The sequence below is a fragment of the Pseudoalteromonas sp. APC 3691 genome, assembly GCF_030408135.1.
In the GTDB taxonomy this organism is placed as follows: Bacteria; Pseudomonadota; Gammaproteobacteria; order Enterobacterales; family Alteromonadaceae; genus Pseudoalteromonas.
Map to the genome: position 1 here is coordinate 79,700 of NZ_JASDCB010000008.1, position 15,856 is coordinate 95,555.

The window sequence follows — 15,856 nt, forward strand, 5'->3', positions numbered from 1 at the left end:
ATGAGACAACACAGCCTGCTGCTACATTAAAAGCCAACTACTAAAGTGTAAATCAAGCATACCTGAAATATGCGCCAAAATAGCACTAGCTAAGCTAGTCCATTCCAGCGCCAGCAGCAAACAGCAAACAAACTTTTTTCTATCATTTGTCCTTTATATAAAAAGTTGCTATTTAAATTGCTATATACACTGGTATAGATTTAGTCCATAAATATTATTTACTATCAACCATTTGAATATTCAGCAATCGATCGCCTCTCTCATTACCAATTAGTAAATTAATGCCCTCAGTAATTTCAATTTGGCTGCCCAATGGGTAGCTTTCTTTGGTTGATGCATTAATTAAGTTTGCCATGCTTTCGTTTACTAAATACCAGACGTCATTATGAAAAACAAAATAACCTTGTCGCTTTTTATCACTGTTCTTCAACCTTTCGTTTGGTGTTACAAAACGATTGGTGTGCCATCTGTATAAAGACTGGTTTGTATAAACCATTAGCCTGTGATCATCAGAGACAAAGCGCCCTTTTTCTCTTTCAGAGTAAAAGTTAATAACGGGAAGCAACCCTATGTATTTAGTACTGCAAAAAGGACACGTTGGTGAGAGTGTATTATCAAAAATATACCAGCCTTGTTTGCACTCCGCATTAACGCATGGCTGAATCAAATCAATCGATTTAATTAGCGCGCTTTCCCACTCATCTGCAGTTGGTCTTTTTTGAGGTGCATGAAGTCCTTCTATAAAAGCCCTTTCAAATAACTTACTTATGTAAGGGCCGGTAATTGAGTAAGGTAGTTTATTAGTGTCTTTCCATGGCAGTTCGGTTGGTTTTACTCTTTCTACTTTTATTCTGTTATCAGCGTTTGTAGGATGCTCAACAAATAAAGCTTTTTCGCCCATTGATAACGTTTCATCTTTTTGAGGATCTAAATCTCTTACTTTATCGCCTCGTAGGGGGTGGCGCAATAATAAGTAGTTATAAATTAATACAGCAAGCGCGTGTCTGTCTGTTGATATATTGGGTAAGCACCTAGTTAGATCTGTTTTAGATAGATGTGCTGTGGCTACAACTTCTGGTGCAATAAAGTCAGGTGTGCCTACTACGTCTGGAGGGTACTTTCCTGGTACAACTAATCCATCTACATCAATAATGGTTGCAAGCCCTTCTACAGGTGAAACAAGCACATTTCTATAACTCAAATCAGAATGAGCAAGCCCTGCTGCATGTAATCTACGAACGGCTCTAGCAATAGTAAGAGATATTTTAAGATATTTAGACCAATCTCCTTTTTCACGTTCATCTAAAAAGCGATTTTGATTGTTAGCAGATGCAAACCATTTACCTTGTTTTTCTTTACCTTTAATATTTAAAAAATCATTATTGACTGAGCCATAATCAAAGAAAAAATGAGCCTGGTACGATGGCACTACAATGCCTGTAAGACCATTATGTTCAATTATTTTTTCTGGCCAACAAAAAAAACTTTTCCAGTAATCACCGGTTTCATGCTGAAAAATACTTTCACGGTAGCGACCCGTTATCATTTCAAGTCGCTCTATGCTTGCACCGTCTAATTTATCTCTATAAAAAGCGACAACATATGTTTTGCAAGGGCTAAAGTACACATCTTTCATTACTCCTGAGCCAATAATTTCGTCTACATACTCTACTTTAGAGCCATCAAGTGCATTTATTTTAACAACTGCCATAAATCACTCCTTAACGAGGCAAACAGAAATAGTACGATCGTCATGGTTACCTTTAGACCAAAAATCCATCCACTGAGTTAACCCTTGTAATCCACTTTCGCGATTTTTGTTCGTAATATGCGGTTCTAGCTCATTCCATAACTTATCCCAATGAAGTAGTGATTCTAGCTGTTTTTCTGTTTCAAACCACGCATCCGTGATCCCATCCGTAGCTAAAATAAGCGCACTCATGGACTCAACTTTATCCATTTTTACGCGCCTGTAAACACTTCCATCTTCAAATATTTTATTATCTAAAAATCGTGTTTGCCCAGCAAATTCACCACTATCTGGTTCGCCCATTAACACTACTTTTTTATTTTTATCATATATTGCAATACCACCGTCACCAATCCAAAAAGAGATAACAAGATAACCCTCTTCAACTTTTTTATGTGCGGCAAGTATTAACGTTGTAGAGAAGTCTTTTACACTGTCGCCTTGGTTTGCATCAACACTACTATGTATCGCTTTTGCAGCGCTAAAAACGGCTTTAACAATGGTATGTTGATAAGCTTCTAGTAATGACTTTTGGTTTTCTTCGCTATTCTCGTTAGAGAAGTCGTTATATGCTCTCTCAAGTTCAGTGCCATAATGACCATTTAAAGATTCTTTAAGTGAATTGGTTGCACTGTTCACCGCTACAAATGCGCCTTGGCGAGAATATTTGCACGAACCTGCTCCATCAGCAACACAGCTAATAACCCATTCAGATGAATCATCGCAGTAAAGTTTAAAATCATCATCGCGATGAATACCTTTGTGAGCATGTGAGCGACCTCTTACACTGCTCCCCATTAATAACATGCTGCTATTTTCACAATAAGCATGGTAAGTATCTGGTTTATGAAAACGGGCTGTGTCATCTGAGGGGATATTTTTCCAAAGTGACCTTGGGTCTGGCACAAAAGTTACTTTTACTCTTACAACCACACCCTGGACCTGACCATTAGCGAGTGGCGTTGAGCCGTATAAATCAAACTTATAATCGCCAATCTGGTCCGTAGTACCAAAAAACGTTAGTTTATCAGCATCAAAGTTTATGCCCTCAAATTCATCAATACTTTTAGTTTGAAAAAAGCTGACTTTTGCATCAGTTTCACTCTCAAGGGATATCGATTCTGAGAACGCGGTATTCACTCTAAGATTAGGAAGGCGTAAATTAATAACTAACGGCGGAATTTTTTTATCTACATTTAAATTATTCTGTTTTTTATCCAATTTACCGCCCTCTAATCTTGTTAAGCGACGCATACCTTTGTCATTTTCCACCAATGGCGCAAGCTCTTTAAGCAATGCATTAATATGGTGTTGTATAACAATTCGATCTAAATACTGATTAGCACGCTTTTGTACAAATGACTTCTTTGTATTTGTGAGTGAAGCTTGGTATAGAGTCTCTAATAATGTTTGTTCAAGCTTTACTTTTCTCATTAGCCCTGCCCTCGCGTAATTGAGAACTCACTATTTCCTTGGCTAAATTTAATGTTTGTTTCGCACCATGGGCACATTACGATATTCTCATCACCAATACACAACAATTTACCACAACCGCACATAGCAAAAGCTGACTGATTACCGCACTGCGGGCAAGGCGGAATGCCATCAAGAGAAGATGTATCAACTTGCTCTGCAACATAGTCATCTGAGGACCATTCAAAGTAACTTTCTTCTAATTTATATGCGCCTTCGAGATGATAATACTGATGATTTTGAATAAAACGCTCCATCCTTTCAACAACCTTTGGTTTGGCGTATTTAATTAAATAAGGACGACGGTTGCTTGAACAACGGCCTGTTAACGTTACGCAACTTGAATCAGACGCACTCGCCTCGCCTGTACTATCCATTACTGTTAAGCCAGCATTACTAACTTTTTCTAAAGATACGGGGGGATTTTTGTTATCAATCTCTATCATTTGGCTTTGTGCTTTAACAGAGGCACTGACCCATTCTATAAATTTAAAAAATTGATTTTTATCTGTCTTCTCTAGTGCTAGTACCGGATTTGCTACTTGATTTAATATATTTATATCTGCATTTAAGCCCAATGTAATAGCAATAAGACTGGCATTTGTAGCGTACTTACTTTGCCAACGTATAATTGCCTGGCTAGGATCATCTGTTGGCTTTCCATCCGTAATAAGAAAAACAATGGGCTCCCAATCACCACGTTCTTCATAGGTGGTTTTATTTACATTGGCATCTATTTCATCCATTAATACGTTTAATGCGCCACCTAAAGACGTACCACCACCAACCGGAATTTTAGGAGGGTAAAAAGAAATCAAATCAATTAAAGGCGCAATTGTTTTAGCCTTACCAGCAAATGCTATAACACTAATAAAAATAGTTTCTAATGAATGAGGGTCTTGACGTAAAGAAGAAACAATGTTTTCGATGCCTTTTTCCATCAACTCAATAGGCTCTCCAGTCATAGACTCAGATACATCTATAACAAAAAAAATAGGTAATCTACGCATGTTATTTCCTTATAATACGATTTGAAACTCCGCCGGTGGAGGTGGTAGTGAGTTTTCTAATGGTCCATCAACACCTGAACTCATAGAGCCAGCTGCAATAGAGTCACTTACCCACTTAAAAAATTGTGAAAATGCCGAACTTTCCATGTTGTCTAAGACAACAACATTACTCGTTAATTGCTTTAAAAACTCAGGGTTTGCCTTAGGGCCCGCCGCACACGCAATTATTTCAGCAAAGTTGCTTGCTTTGACTTTTGGTAGACTTTCTTTAAATACCATTAAATCTGATGGTGACCCGTCTGTCATAATAAACAGCATGGGTCTAAAGTCACCTTTAGTGGTATCAGAGGATTTAATTACATTTTTTGAAACTTTATCAACCACAAACTCAAGTGCTTCACCCATATGGGTAGCACCTGATTTGGGTAGTTCAATCTCCGAGAATTGTGCACTTTCGAGAGGTGTTAAAGGTAAAAGCTCTTTTATTTCTCGATCGAATGTAATTAAAGATATATAGACAGATTCTAGTGCATAAGGATCTTGTCGTAATGCACTAAGCATTGCGCTAATACCCACATTAACAGCATGAATTGGCTCTCCTTGCATAGAGCCAGAGCTATCTATTAAAAGGTATACAGGTAAACGTCGACTCATTAGTCACTCCTACTTCTTAGTTAAATCAACTAAGTTAATTTCAGGTGGTGGCGGAGGAAGATCCGATAGTTGTGAGGCTTCTGACTCACCATTTTCGACTTTTTGAGAGTTTGTAGAAATACTTGCAGATACCCATTCAAAAAAGGCTGAAATCGCATTGGAGTCTGCATTTTCAAGATGCACAACGTTTTCAGTAATTTTTGAAAGCTCGTCTATTTTTGCATGGTGACCTGCAGCACATGCCACTACAATACCCATTTGAGTTGCTTTTAAATCATCTATACCTTTTTGAAAGTCATCAGTTGCACCACCATCGCTAAAAACAAAAACAAGTGGGCGCCAATCACCTTTTTCGTCAAGCGTTGTTGTTTTAACTTCTTCATTCACTTTACTGGCAAGTAAGGTAAGTGCAGCGCCAAGTGATGTAGTACCTGAAGGTATTAAATCGGGTGATTGAAACGACATTAAATCAGTCAGTGGTACTGACTGGATAGCTTTAGTGTTAAATTCTATTATTGATAAGAAAGCAGTTTCAAGCGCATAAGGGTCTTGACGAAGTGAAGAAAGTAGGGTTTGTAAACCATTTTTAACTGATTCAATCGGCTCTCCATACATAGAGCCAGATGTGTCTAATAATAGGTATACAGGTAAACGTCTCATAATGAGCTCCTTATTAAGTAATAAAAATCTCATGCATAGATAAGCAATTAAACATAGAACTAATATTTGTCATTATTAATATATTCACATATTTATTAACTATCTTATCTGCACAATAATTTTCATTTACTGATTTATAAATCAAACTCAGATGCAGGAATACCTACCGCATTACAAGCGTCTTTAATTGCACGTTTTTCGTCTGCGTCAAAATCGCCATCAGCACCGCCAATAATAATACCTAACTGAATACATGCGCGTGCTTGGTCTGGCTTACCCTTTAAAACACTCAAAGCTTGAATTGCTTCTATTTTACCAAAGTCGTAATCGGCTTCTAATTTGTTGCAATAAAAATCAAACTTCTCTTTTAAATCAGAAGCAGAAAAAACTTTTAAAGATTCGTTAGATACAATAAACCCAGCTGTTTTTTTACGCTCATCTGCGTCAATATCGCCATCAGCCGCTGCAACTAAAGCACATATAGCCATTGAAGCATCTGCAAACTTTTTGTTTTTAAATTGTCCGATGTTTTTTTGTAGACTGTCGTTTGCATCGCTTATTTTTTCTTTAACGTTATTCCAAAAACTCATACTATTCTCCATTGATATTTATAAATGGACTTAATTGTCCATTTTTAACATAAAACATTTTTTCAGCAAGCTCTAACATCGGTATGTCTGCAGGCAAATTACCATAAGCCTCTTTGACTAAACACGTTAATTTTTCATCTGCTATTAACGCATTAAATCGCGCCACTTTTTCTTCAATTTGACACTCTGTACCAATTAAGCCATTAAGTACATTATCATCTTCCTTTAAGAGTGTACCTATTACTCTCTCAACTGGCCACTTCAGTTTATTGACAATGCCTTCGATAAAAAATTGCGGTGAAGCGGTAATAATCCATATTTCCACACCTTGAGCATCTAATGTCATCATACGATCTAGCACAGATTTAATCGGGGTTAATTTTTCGGCTGTATTTACACCCGCTTCAAATACCAGTTCGTTACTTTTATTGTTTAAAGAAAGTTTATAAAAATGCTGTTTAATCTCATTTTTTATAATTTCCCTAGAAATCTTTCGCTTTGCTACAATGGGTAAAAGATAAGTAAATAGAGGCCTTCTACCTAGAAAATATTTGAATAAAAAGCTCAAAGAGTTTTCTTTCACTAGTGTTTCGTCAAAATCAAATATTGCAATTTTTTTCATACCTAACCTACATCTTTAATAAGTGCGCAAGCACCAAAAGGCATATCAGGAAGTACACACACTTCAATGCTTTTTTCATTGGCTATAGTAATTAAATGTGTGGTGTTTGGGTTATTCGCATCATTCACTATCAAAAGATCTGGTACTCGGCGAAGCATTACTCGTGTTGCTTCAGCAATACCGGGTTTAATTCTATTTATATCGGTTACATTAAATTTATTCATTAGCAAACCAATATAACTTTGCGTTAGCTGATTACGCGTTTCTCTATGCTGCTCATCTGGCACAGCTGATAATTTATAATCTGTTTCTTTAAAACAATTAGATACTTCTGAAATAAACTTATTTGAATAATCGTATTGAGCTAAATGTTCATATGAAATACAGCCATGAAAGTCGTCTTTTTTAATCTGATCATTAATAACTGAGCGACTAATCAAACCACTTACGGTTGAGTTCATTAATGCACTGGGAATTGCATAATCCTCAAAAGTTACTGAGTAATCAGCAGTTCCACCGATGTCGGAGACAACATATAACGAATTGCCTATATTAACTTTACGGCTAATATTATATTCCGCAATCGCTTTTTTAAGCTCTTTGGTAATAACACCTTTAGCAGTCCAGCCATCAATAAATACAATACTTTGAGGAGGTGTTTTTAAATCAAAAATAAGGTAATCTAATGCATTAACATCAATACCTTTATCACGAACAATACTAATTGAATAATGGGTTGAATTATATTGTGAGTAATTATTTATACCTTTATTAACAAGCACGCCAATAGGTGTGCCAGCTCTAACTAGAGAAACAATACACACATCTTGCTTAATATTTTCAGAAATTAGACATGATAGATTGAGAACTTCTTTAGCCAATTTATACTTATATTTTGCTGTTAAATCATGAAATAATTTTTCATATTCAGGAGTTGGTCTATTTTCTTGGCTAACCATCTGAGAATAATGTAATTTACCTGTTTGAATTAAACGCTCTTTGTCTTCGATCGAATGAAATTCTGGTTTTATTTTTTTTAATAAAAACATGCAATCATGCTCTGGATAACTACCAATTAATGGTGTTTTCATTGATTTTATTCCCTATCAAGAATTTGTGAACCGTCAGGAACAATTAAAAAATCAGCTTCTTTCATAAAAGGTAAATCACTGATGCTGTCGCCAATACTAAACACCGTGTCATTCTCTCCAATCTGCAATTTATTTTTAATAAACTTAACAGCGACCTCTTTTCTTGCGTAAGGTGGTAACATCGCAAAATTACGTCCATTACTGTGTAATAACATGTCATTAGGAAGTATGCTTTTTAAATACAAATCAACATCTTTAGCTTTATTTTCACTGTAATCACCTTTCGATACTTTAACACATACATAAGCAGTTATACCTTGGTCAACAATAAGCCTTACCCGCACGGCATCACTTAATGCTGTAAAATGATTATGTACATGATCAAACATTTTTACTAACTCGCTTTCCCACAATGCTAGATTAAACTCTACTTTAATAAATTCATGCCATTGCTCTAACAATGTATGATTTTGATCTAATATAATGGCGCCATGTGATACCACTGCATACGGTGTGTTTTTAATAACAGGTAGGCTACAATTTAAAAACGAATTTGTTCTTCTGCCTGTCACCGGTATAAATACGCCACCTGCTGCTTCAAAAACATTAAGTAGTTTTTGCTGCTGTAGCGAAGAATACCCTTGAGATTCACCTTCGTTATTTGTTGTTGCTACAATAGATACGTCACTTTTAAGGCTTTTAAACAGTGTGTCGTCTAAATCAGTAAATACAAATAGCCTTGAAGTGTGATACGCTAGCATTTCCATTCGTGGTATTTAACCTCATCTGTAAATAGTAGTCCTTCGTAATTTCTTTCACTAACAACAAATATTGATTTGTTTTCAGGGAAGAAATTATACAAATAATGTTCACTATCATTTTCTACTGTAGCAATTCTATGCTTATTAACGATTGTATCGCACAGCAATATTGGTGATCGGTTAATTGATTGAAAAACAACTTCAACGCCTTCATTTTCAAGCCTTTCAGCTAATAGAAACGGAATGTATTGATGCTCTCCATCCGCAATAACGACCGTACTTTGAGATGTACTAATGCTGTTTATTTTTTCTTTATAAGGCATTAGTAAACCACATCTACCCGTGTCGTTTACAGATGCCCCATTAGTAAGCTTAGAGTTTACTTTATCAGGGAGTTGGGGGTTAAAGTCTGGGTCTTTATCTAAACTAATATTAGCCTTAAGTAAGGAAACATAGCGAATTGGAACATCCAAATTCAAGTCATGTAAATAGTTTTGCTCACCCATTAAATCGACAATTGACGTAACAACTATTTCTTCTAAATCGGGTAAGTAAGGAAGTATTTTTAAAAGCAAAACCTTGATAGTACGCCCAGTAGTAATTTCATCATCAACTATAACAAGTCGTTTAGATTTAATTATAGAGCTTAATAAATTTTCACTTGGTTGATAAAACATGTGATTAACTGCATGGCTATGCTCTTCATCTACAGTAAACCATAATTTTTCATCTAGTTTATGCCTTGTAGTATGCTGAAAATAAACATCATCATTTTGAATGTGGGCCAAACTGTCAGCAGCACCTGCTCCTAATCCTGTTGCAGCTTCAGCAAAACTCACAACATAGGTTTGAGGCCCCTCACCTATCTTTTCAGCTAGTTGATTGTAAGTTTGTCTCATTATTTTAGGTGAAGTTGGGGTGTAACGTCCTATCAATTTATTTACTAAAATAAAATAGCGTTTAGGATTTTCTCGACAAGCAAATGTCAAAATACGATCTAATGTTGTTTTTTCTTCAGCCGTTTTTAACGAGATTGTACCGGCTTTAATGTCGTAGATATGTTTCATATTTTCCAGTTATATTTCCGTATGCTTATAAAAACCCCAGTTACTATTATGCTCCTGTTTGACTGAATAATTTTTAATATATTTATAGGCCAATTACATTAAAGCTAGTGTGTAAGTTTTTTATTGATGTGCACGTTAATTATTTTTTTAGAGCCAACTTTAAATACTCAAGTAACAATGTGTAATGAAGGTAAATACTAAACTCCATACATATAAATTATAAATGGGCTTAAAATATAAGCCCATTTCTTAATTTATATCAACTTCACACTATTTAATATGAGGTTGATTAAATCTCTATTTAATTATTATTAAATCATTATTGAATAACGAAATACATACTTCCTGCCCAAATTACAAACATAGCAAGTAAAAAGTAAGCTATCTTTTTTGTTACTCTTTTGTAATTAAATAATAAACTTGCAGCCACTGCCGCAGTAATACCAACAATAGACCAACGTAATATTGTTAAATTGTCATCTTGCACAAGTGGTAGCGAATCTACACCATTAATTATAAACCAAGCCAGCAGCGGTAATGCAAATGCAATAGTCGTATCAAAAGTGTTAGATGCTAATGGGTTTGCAACTGCATCCTCATATTCACCTTTTTGAGCATCTTTAACTGATAAAATTAAGTCAGGTACAGACGATGCTGCAGCACCAAAAACTAAACCAGAAAAAAATTGAGGTACACCTAATACTGTTGCGCTGCCTAAAACACCTTCAACTAGTATGTGTGATGCACCTGAGATAACCGCAATAGCTAATGATAAAACAATTACTGCACTAGTTGCAGAAAATGCACGATTAGAGAAAAAAATTGCATTAAAGTTAAAAGTAAATATATTCGCAATAAATCCTTTGTCTTCTATCTCTTCATACTCATATTCTTCATCATCGTCGCCAGCTTTGTGACTTTTAGCATCAAAATATAAATGAACTGCATATAATAAATAAATTACATTTAATATAACGGCCATCAAAATTGTAAAGCTATTAAAACCAAGGCATACAATTAATGCTATTTCAGCGGTTAAAACCCAAAAAACATCACGTAAAAGTACATGTTTGTTTAGTTCAATATGTTCTACCGATTTACCACTTCCATCTTTCGCCATAATGATAGACAAAGCAGGTATAACACAACCATTAAAGATCGCAGAACCAGCAGTAACACCTAAAGCAACCATTACTAAAGACGGGTCGTTAAACCAAAATAAACAAGCAATCACAACACACATTTCAGGCATGCTAGAACCGATAGCATTCACTGTCGCGCCTTTTACCCCTGGCGGGAAATTGCGACCTAAATACCCTGCTGCCTGCTCAAAAGTGTCACATGCATACTTAAGTAAGTAACACGACAAAATAATATATATAAATGGTAATATTGTATCTAACACGTCTTTCTCCGACTAGGCAATATTAACGCCATAATTAACAGCCATAGCATGCAGACCACCTGCATACCCTTGACCAACCGCTCTAAATTTCCATTCATTATTATGTCTATACAGCTCACCAAAAATGATGGCTGTTTCAGTTGAGTAATCTTCTGATAGGTCATAACGAATTATTTCTTCATCTGACTTTTCATTAACAACGCGTATAAACGCATTCGACACTTGCCCAAAATTTTGAGAACGGGCATTCGCATCATGAATGGTTACACCAATAATAACTTTATGAACGTTATTAGGAACAGCCTCTAAATCAATTTTTATTGACTCATCATCTCCGTCACCTTCTCCGGTTAAATTATCTCCAGTATGCTCAATTGATAAGCAAGGTGAAGTTAACGCACCATAAAAAATGAAGTGTTGATCAGATATGATTTTTCCACTTTCATTCAACATAAACGCTGATGCGTCTAAATCAAAATCGGCACCATCTGATGAACGAGAATCCCAACCAAGCCCTACTAAACATTTACTGATACCAGGTGCGATTTTTTCAAGAGAAACATTTGCACCCTTTTGTAAGGATATAGCCATTATTGACTCCTTTAATATCTATAAATTCTTTACAGGTAACTACTTTCAGCCGTTTTGATAGTTTGCTCAAGCTTTTTATCGCTTGTTGTTTCACCAATTGCAGAAAATTTCCAGTTGCCATTATGCTTATACAATTTACCTAAAATCATAGAAACAGAGCCCGCAAATTTAGGGTCGTTCGCAATATCGTACACTGCGTGAATTGAGTCTACGCGACCAGGTGTACCTTCGTATAAACGAATTGATGCAAAAGGAATTGTTTTAAAATCATCGCCACTGAACGAGTTAAGTACAAATACAATTTGTTCTGCAGCAGCCGGTAATTGTCCCAAGTTAACGTTAATTACTTCGTTATCTAGTCCATCATCACCATCAGTATCACCGGTTAAGTCGTCACCAGAATGCTGAATCCCCGTTGAAGCTAGCTTCCCAAAGTATACTATGTCTAATAATTTTTTATTGGCATCAAAAACTGCACAACTTGCGTCTAAATCTACCGCAACCATTTTTTTGCCAAAGAAGCCTTTTTTCTCTATAGCTCCCCAGTTAACGCCTACACAGATGTTTGTTAAAGTAGAGCCATTAGATTTTTCAAGGCTGATTTTCTGACCTTTTTGTAATGAAATTGCCATTTTAAATCCTTTATATTAAAAAAAATCAGCTGAAACTATAATTAATTTCAACTGATTTATTGGTAAACTAATGTGGTGTGGTATTAAACCGATACGCCGTATTGGCGAGCTAAAGGTGCAAGACCACCTTCAAAACCTTGGCCAATCGCTTTAAATTTCCACTCGCTGTTATGGCGGTATAACTCACCGAAAATCAATGCTGTTTCAATTGAGTAATCTTCAGATAGGTCATAACGTGCAACTTCTTCATTCGATGAAGAATTAACAATACGGATAAATGCGTTTGATACTTGACCAAAGTTTTGTTTTCTTGTTTCAGCATCATGAATAGTTACAGCAACTACAATTTTAGTAATATCTGCAGGGATATCTTTAAGACTAACTTTGACTGATTCATCATCGCCTTCGCCTTCGCCCGTTAAGTTATCACCAGTATGCTCTACTGATTTACATTCAGAAACTAGGTTATTGAAGAAGATAAAACCGTTATCAGCTTTTACCTTGCCTTCTGCATTAAGCATAAATACTGATGCATCTAGGTCAAAATCAGCACCGTCTGTGGCGCGAGAATCCCAACCTAGACCTAATAGACAATTTGTCATCCCTGGAGCAACTTTCTCTAGAGAAACATTACCACCTTTTTGTAAAGATACTGCCATTTTAAAACTCCTTTATAATTTATGTATACGAATAAAAATAAAACACTTACGATACAGATTTAATGTATCTACTTAAAAAATAATACCATAATGAACTATCTAAATAAGAGCAAGGTAATACTGCAATATATCTCAAGCTATAAGACCTTGACTCTTCTCATTTTTAGTTCGTTATTTACTTCCTGCTGTCCATTTAAAGCCCCACCCATATGCTTTATCGCAATCAGCATGACCTTTGAAAAAACGATTAAGCCTTTTTACTGCAACTATATTATTTTCAACTGTTAGCTCTGCAATAGCACAAAAACCTGTATTACTTGACGTTTCATTTAGCTGGGTTTCAATCGGGGGCATGTCTGGCACATGCAACGTTACTACAGCATTTGCTTTATCCCAATTTGGGCTGCCTGAATAAATGAATGAAAAAATAATAATACGCTTTACGTTATTAATACTATTACCGTCTATATGTATCCACTCACCGCTTGAGCTGTCACCTGTTCTATCATCTGCTAATAACTTAATGTAAGGGCTATATTCAAAACGATTCCCTAAAGCTTGAATTATGCTCTTGTCACCGTTTTTCAGCTCAATGTATGCACCAAGATCTAGATCGATTCCTGAACTAAAAAAGCCGCTTTTGCCCTTTTCCCAGTTTAAATTAACTTTTATAAGGCCTAATAAGCCAGCCTTTTTGATTAGATCAACTTTAGGAGAGCTTTTAGTTAAATTAATTTTACTCAAATTAACTTTTGGTGCTGGTGTAGTTACAGGTGCCGCCTTAGATGATGAAGGCTCAACTACAGGTTCATCCTCAATATCAACGCCATAATGCTCAGCTAAAGGTTTTAAACCGCCGTTAAATCCTTGAGCTACTAGCTTTACCTTCCAGCTATTATTTCTATTGTAAATTTCTAATAAAATTAAAGCTGACTCAGTCCTGTTAGCTGTATTTATTTCACAAGTAAAATCGTCACATCCGAGCGTGAAGTTGGGGATTTCAGAAAAGTTCTTTTTATCAAGTGTGGCTACAACTGATAATTTTTTTATGTATGGAGGAACACGATCTAAATTTACATTTATCACAGAGGGTTGTATATGAATTGTTCCACAAACGCTCTTAGGGTTGCCATAAAAGATCATATCTTCGTCTGAAGTTACTTTCCCATCACCATCCAAGCAAAAAACAGAAATGTCTGTGCTAGCAGATAATGAGTGCTTTATATTTACTATTGATTGAGAAAGGTTAGTATTCCCACCCATTACTAACGATACCATTATAATTCCATTTATTTTCGTTATGATAATAACAACTTTAATCTAGCATAGACTCAATAGTCAATAGCCAATTGCCAATTGCCAAATAAATATGGTTTTGTTAAAATCTTATTTATCAACTAACTATTCCAAATAGAAAAAGTTTACATAAAAACTACATGGTTAATTAAAAGAGTTATATAAATGGCAATTATAAGTTCCACTAACTTTAACCATATAGTATAATTTTTAAAGAATTTAAAAGGAATTTAAAAGGAATTTAAAAGGAATTTAAAATGAAAACATTATTTCAACTTTGGTTATCCCTCACTATTATTAGCTATACTATTTTCACTCCTATATATCTATTTTCTAACTCTTCAGAAGACACTATAGAAGAATTAACTTTTGAAGAGCTATATGTAATGATGAAATTAGAAAGGCATCCATCTTCAGCAAAAGACCTTGCAAACAAGCTTGAAAAATTAGCTGATAGATTTGATTTTGATCCTAGTCTAGAGTTATTTGAGTCATTAGAGTCACAAACAAATATAGACAATATAAAAATTAGTGTTACTGAAGGTATTTTAAAATTACCTGGCGAAGCAGGGTTACTAGACAAAGTAAATGTAACTTTTGATCATAGTTCAAAAGGAAGTGTTAAACTTTCCTTCTTAACATCCGATAAAAGTTATTTTCTGCCTAATTTTTCACAATTTTACGGGCCTCTTGATGTTTTCATAAATGGTAAACAACTAAGTGTTGCATTATATGATAAGTTTTTCTATGAACTCTATTACCCTTCCTAGTATTTACTATAAAAACAATTACTTTAAATTTATTGGTCAATTAAATTTGACCAATATCTTATCTCAAAATCTCCTCATCTATTTGGCCTATTGCGATATTTTATTTGTATAAGCTAACCACTCTGTAATACCTAATTATGTATCTGTATCGACTTGCTTAGGAAAGCGTTTAAGGCAGTTCATCAATGAATTTTGACTGATAGAAGATACTAAACTGGCAAAGCGAATAATGATTTATGTTTAGCCACTGACTGCTGAGCAAGTAATTTTTCCCACTTAGCTTGACAATTTTTTCAATAAATACTTGAATAATATAGATTTTTTATAAGCTCTTCAGCATGTATTTCCTTGAGTCGTCGGTTTTCATCTTCAAGCACTGTTAACCATTCTATCAATTAAGCATCCATATTTAGCACCCCATTTATAAAAAGGAGCGCCGCTCATACTACGCTCTCGGCAAAGTTCAGGAACAGCCGTGCCTGCTTCAGATTGTTTAATGATCGAAAAGCTCTGACAACCCGTAAATTTTGATTTTTTATGCAGAATCTCCTGAACCTAGGTTATGAAAAACTCTACTTTTAGCTGCTATTATTTTTCGGAGAGATTACTAGGGCGTGTTGATCTTTGTGGTATGAAAAACAAACAGCATGAAGATAAGGTATAATTGAATTCGTCAGAAAACTTTACACCGAACCTACATGCCAAGATTAATGTTAACAGACGGGACATGGAATGTCTTATCAAAAGTAATGTACTTAAGTGGTCGAATTTATAATAAGCCCGACCATAGAAAAACGCTCGAAGGCATACTGTATAAGATGCGCA

General features: G+C 35.2%; 16 protein-coding genes and 2 pseudogenes. 2 read left to right on the forward strand and 16 right to left on the reverse strand.

Annotated features, from left to right (window positions below):
- Positions 1 to 214 precede the first annotated feature (214 nt).
- The 15 genes from QL998_RS04575 to QL998_RS04645 form a co-directional block, all read right to left on the reverse strand.
- Positions 215 to 1,711, reverse strand: coding sequence for a kinase (locus QL998_RS04575; protein ID WP_222714588.1), 1,497 nt, complete (start codon positions 1,709 to 1,711; stop codon positions 215 to 217).
- 3 nt (positions 1,712 to 1,714) lie between these two features.
- Entirely contained in the window at positions 1,715 to 3,184 is a 1,470-nt protein-coding gene (locus QL998_RS04580) for a PP2C family serine/threonine-protein phosphatase (RefSeq protein WP_222714589.1), read from the reverse strand.
- Positions 3,184 to 4,233, reverse strand: coding sequence for a TerY-C metal binding domain-containing protein (locus QL998_RS04585; RefSeq protein WP_222714590.1), 1,050 nt, complete (start codon positions 4,231 to 4,233; stop codon positions 3,184 to 3,186). The genes QL998_RS04580 and QL998_RS04585 overlap by 1 nt, the downstream gene beginning before the upstream one ends.
- A gap of 9 nt (positions 4,234 to 4,242) precedes the next feature.
- Positions 4,243 to 4,887: a VWA domain-containing protein gene (locus QL998_RS04590; protein WP_290192219.1), complete on the reverse strand. Its 645-nt coding sequence runs from the start codon at positions 4,885 to 4,887 to the stop codon at positions 4,243 to 4,245.
- Positions 4,888 to 4,896: 9 nt separating this feature from the next.
- A complete protein-coding gene (locus QL998_RS04595) occupies positions 4,897 to 5,547 on the reverse strand; it encodes a VWA domain-containing protein (protein WP_290192220.1) in 651 nt (216 codons plus the stop codon).
- Positions 5,548 to 5,681: 134 nt separating this feature from the next.
- Positions 5,682 to 6,137 (reverse strand): TerB family tellurite resistance protein, encoded by a 456-nt coding sequence (locus tag QL998_RS04600; protein WP_290192221.1) that lies wholly within the window; start codon positions 6,135 to 6,137, stop codon positions 5,682 to 5,684.
- 1 nt (position 6,138) lies between these two features.
- Positions 6,139 to 6,759 (reverse strand): HAD family hydrolase, encoded by a 621-nt coding sequence (locus QL998_RS04605; protein ID WP_222714593.1) that lies wholly within the window; start codon positions 6,757 to 6,759, stop codon positions 6,139 to 6,141.
- Between the two features lie 2 nt (positions 6,760 to 6,761).
- Positions 6,762 to 7,850, reverse strand: a complete 1,089-nt coding sequence (locus QL998_RS04610; protein ID WP_222714594.1) for a cysteine protease StiP family protein — start codon at positions 7,848 to 7,850, stop codon at positions 6,762 to 6,764.
- Positions 7,851 to 7,855: 5 nt separating this feature from the next.
- Positions 7,856 to 8,617 carry an HAD hydrolase family protein gene (locus QL998_RS04615; RefSeq protein ID WP_290192222.1) on the reverse strand — a complete coding sequence of 254 codons (762 nt, stop codon included), beginning with the start codon at positions 8,615 to 8,617 and terminating at the stop codon, positions 7,856 to 7,858.
- Positions 8,605 to 9,678, reverse strand: a complete 1,074-nt coding sequence (locus tag QL998_RS04620) for a phosphoribosyltransferase domain-containing protein (RefSeq protein ID WP_290192223.1) — start codon at positions 9,676 to 9,678, stop codon at positions 8,605 to 8,607. Before QL998_RS04620 ends, QL998_RS04615 begins: the two co-directional genes overlap by 13 nt.
- 319 nt (positions 9,679 to 9,997) lie before the next feature.
- On the reverse strand, positions 9,998 to 11,083 hold the full coding sequence (locus QL998_RS04625) for a sodium:calcium antiporter (protein WP_290192224.1): 1,086 nt from the start codon (positions 11,081 to 11,083) through the stop codon (positions 9,998 to 10,000).
- Between the two features lie 12 nt (positions 11,084 to 11,095).
- On the reverse strand, positions 11,096 to 11,677 hold the full coding sequence (locus tag QL998_RS04630; protein ID WP_350595357.1) for a TerD family protein: 582 nt from the start codon (positions 11,675 to 11,677) through the stop codon (positions 11,096 to 11,098).
- 26 nt (positions 11,678 to 11,703) lie between these two features.
- Entirely contained in the window at positions 11,704 to 12,306 is a 603-nt protein-coding gene (locus QL998_RS04635) for a TerD family protein (RefSeq protein ID WP_222714599.1), read from the reverse strand.
- A gap of 83 nt (positions 12,307 to 12,389) precedes the next feature.
- Entirely contained in the window at positions 12,390 to 12,965 is a 576-nt protein-coding gene (locus QL998_RS04640; protein ID WP_222714600.1) for a TerD family protein, read from the reverse strand.
- 171 nt (positions 12,966 to 13,136) lie between these two features.
- The gene (locus QL998_RS04645) at positions 13,137 to 14,243 is read right to left on the reverse strand and encodes a TerD family protein (protein WP_290192225.1); all 1,107 of its coding nucleotides are present in this window, start codon (positions 14,241 to 14,243) and stop codon (positions 13,137 to 13,139) included.
- A gap of 275 nt (positions 14,244 to 14,518) precedes the next feature.
- Here QL998_RS04645 and QL998_RS04650 point away from each other — a divergent pair, with 275 nt between their 5' ends.
- Complete coding sequence (locus tag QL998_RS04650; RefSeq protein ID WP_290192226.1) at positions 14,519 to 15,031, forward strand: hypothetical protein; 513 nt, start codon at positions 14,519 to 14,521, stop codon at positions 15,029 to 15,031.
- Positions 15,032 to 15,351: 320 nt separating this feature from the next.
- Here the strand turns inward: QL998_RS04650 and QL998_RS04655 are convergent.
- A pseudogene (locus QL998_RS04655) lies at positions 15,352 to 15,574 on the reverse strand (transposase); the annotation flags it as partial.
- 155 nt (positions 15,575 to 15,729) lie between these two features.
- On the opposite strand from QL998_RS04655, the pseudogene QL998_RS04660 reads away from it, so the two are divergent.
- A pseudogene (locus QL998_RS04660) lies at positions 15,730 to 15,856 on the forward strand (IS5/IS1182 family transposase); the annotation flags it as partial.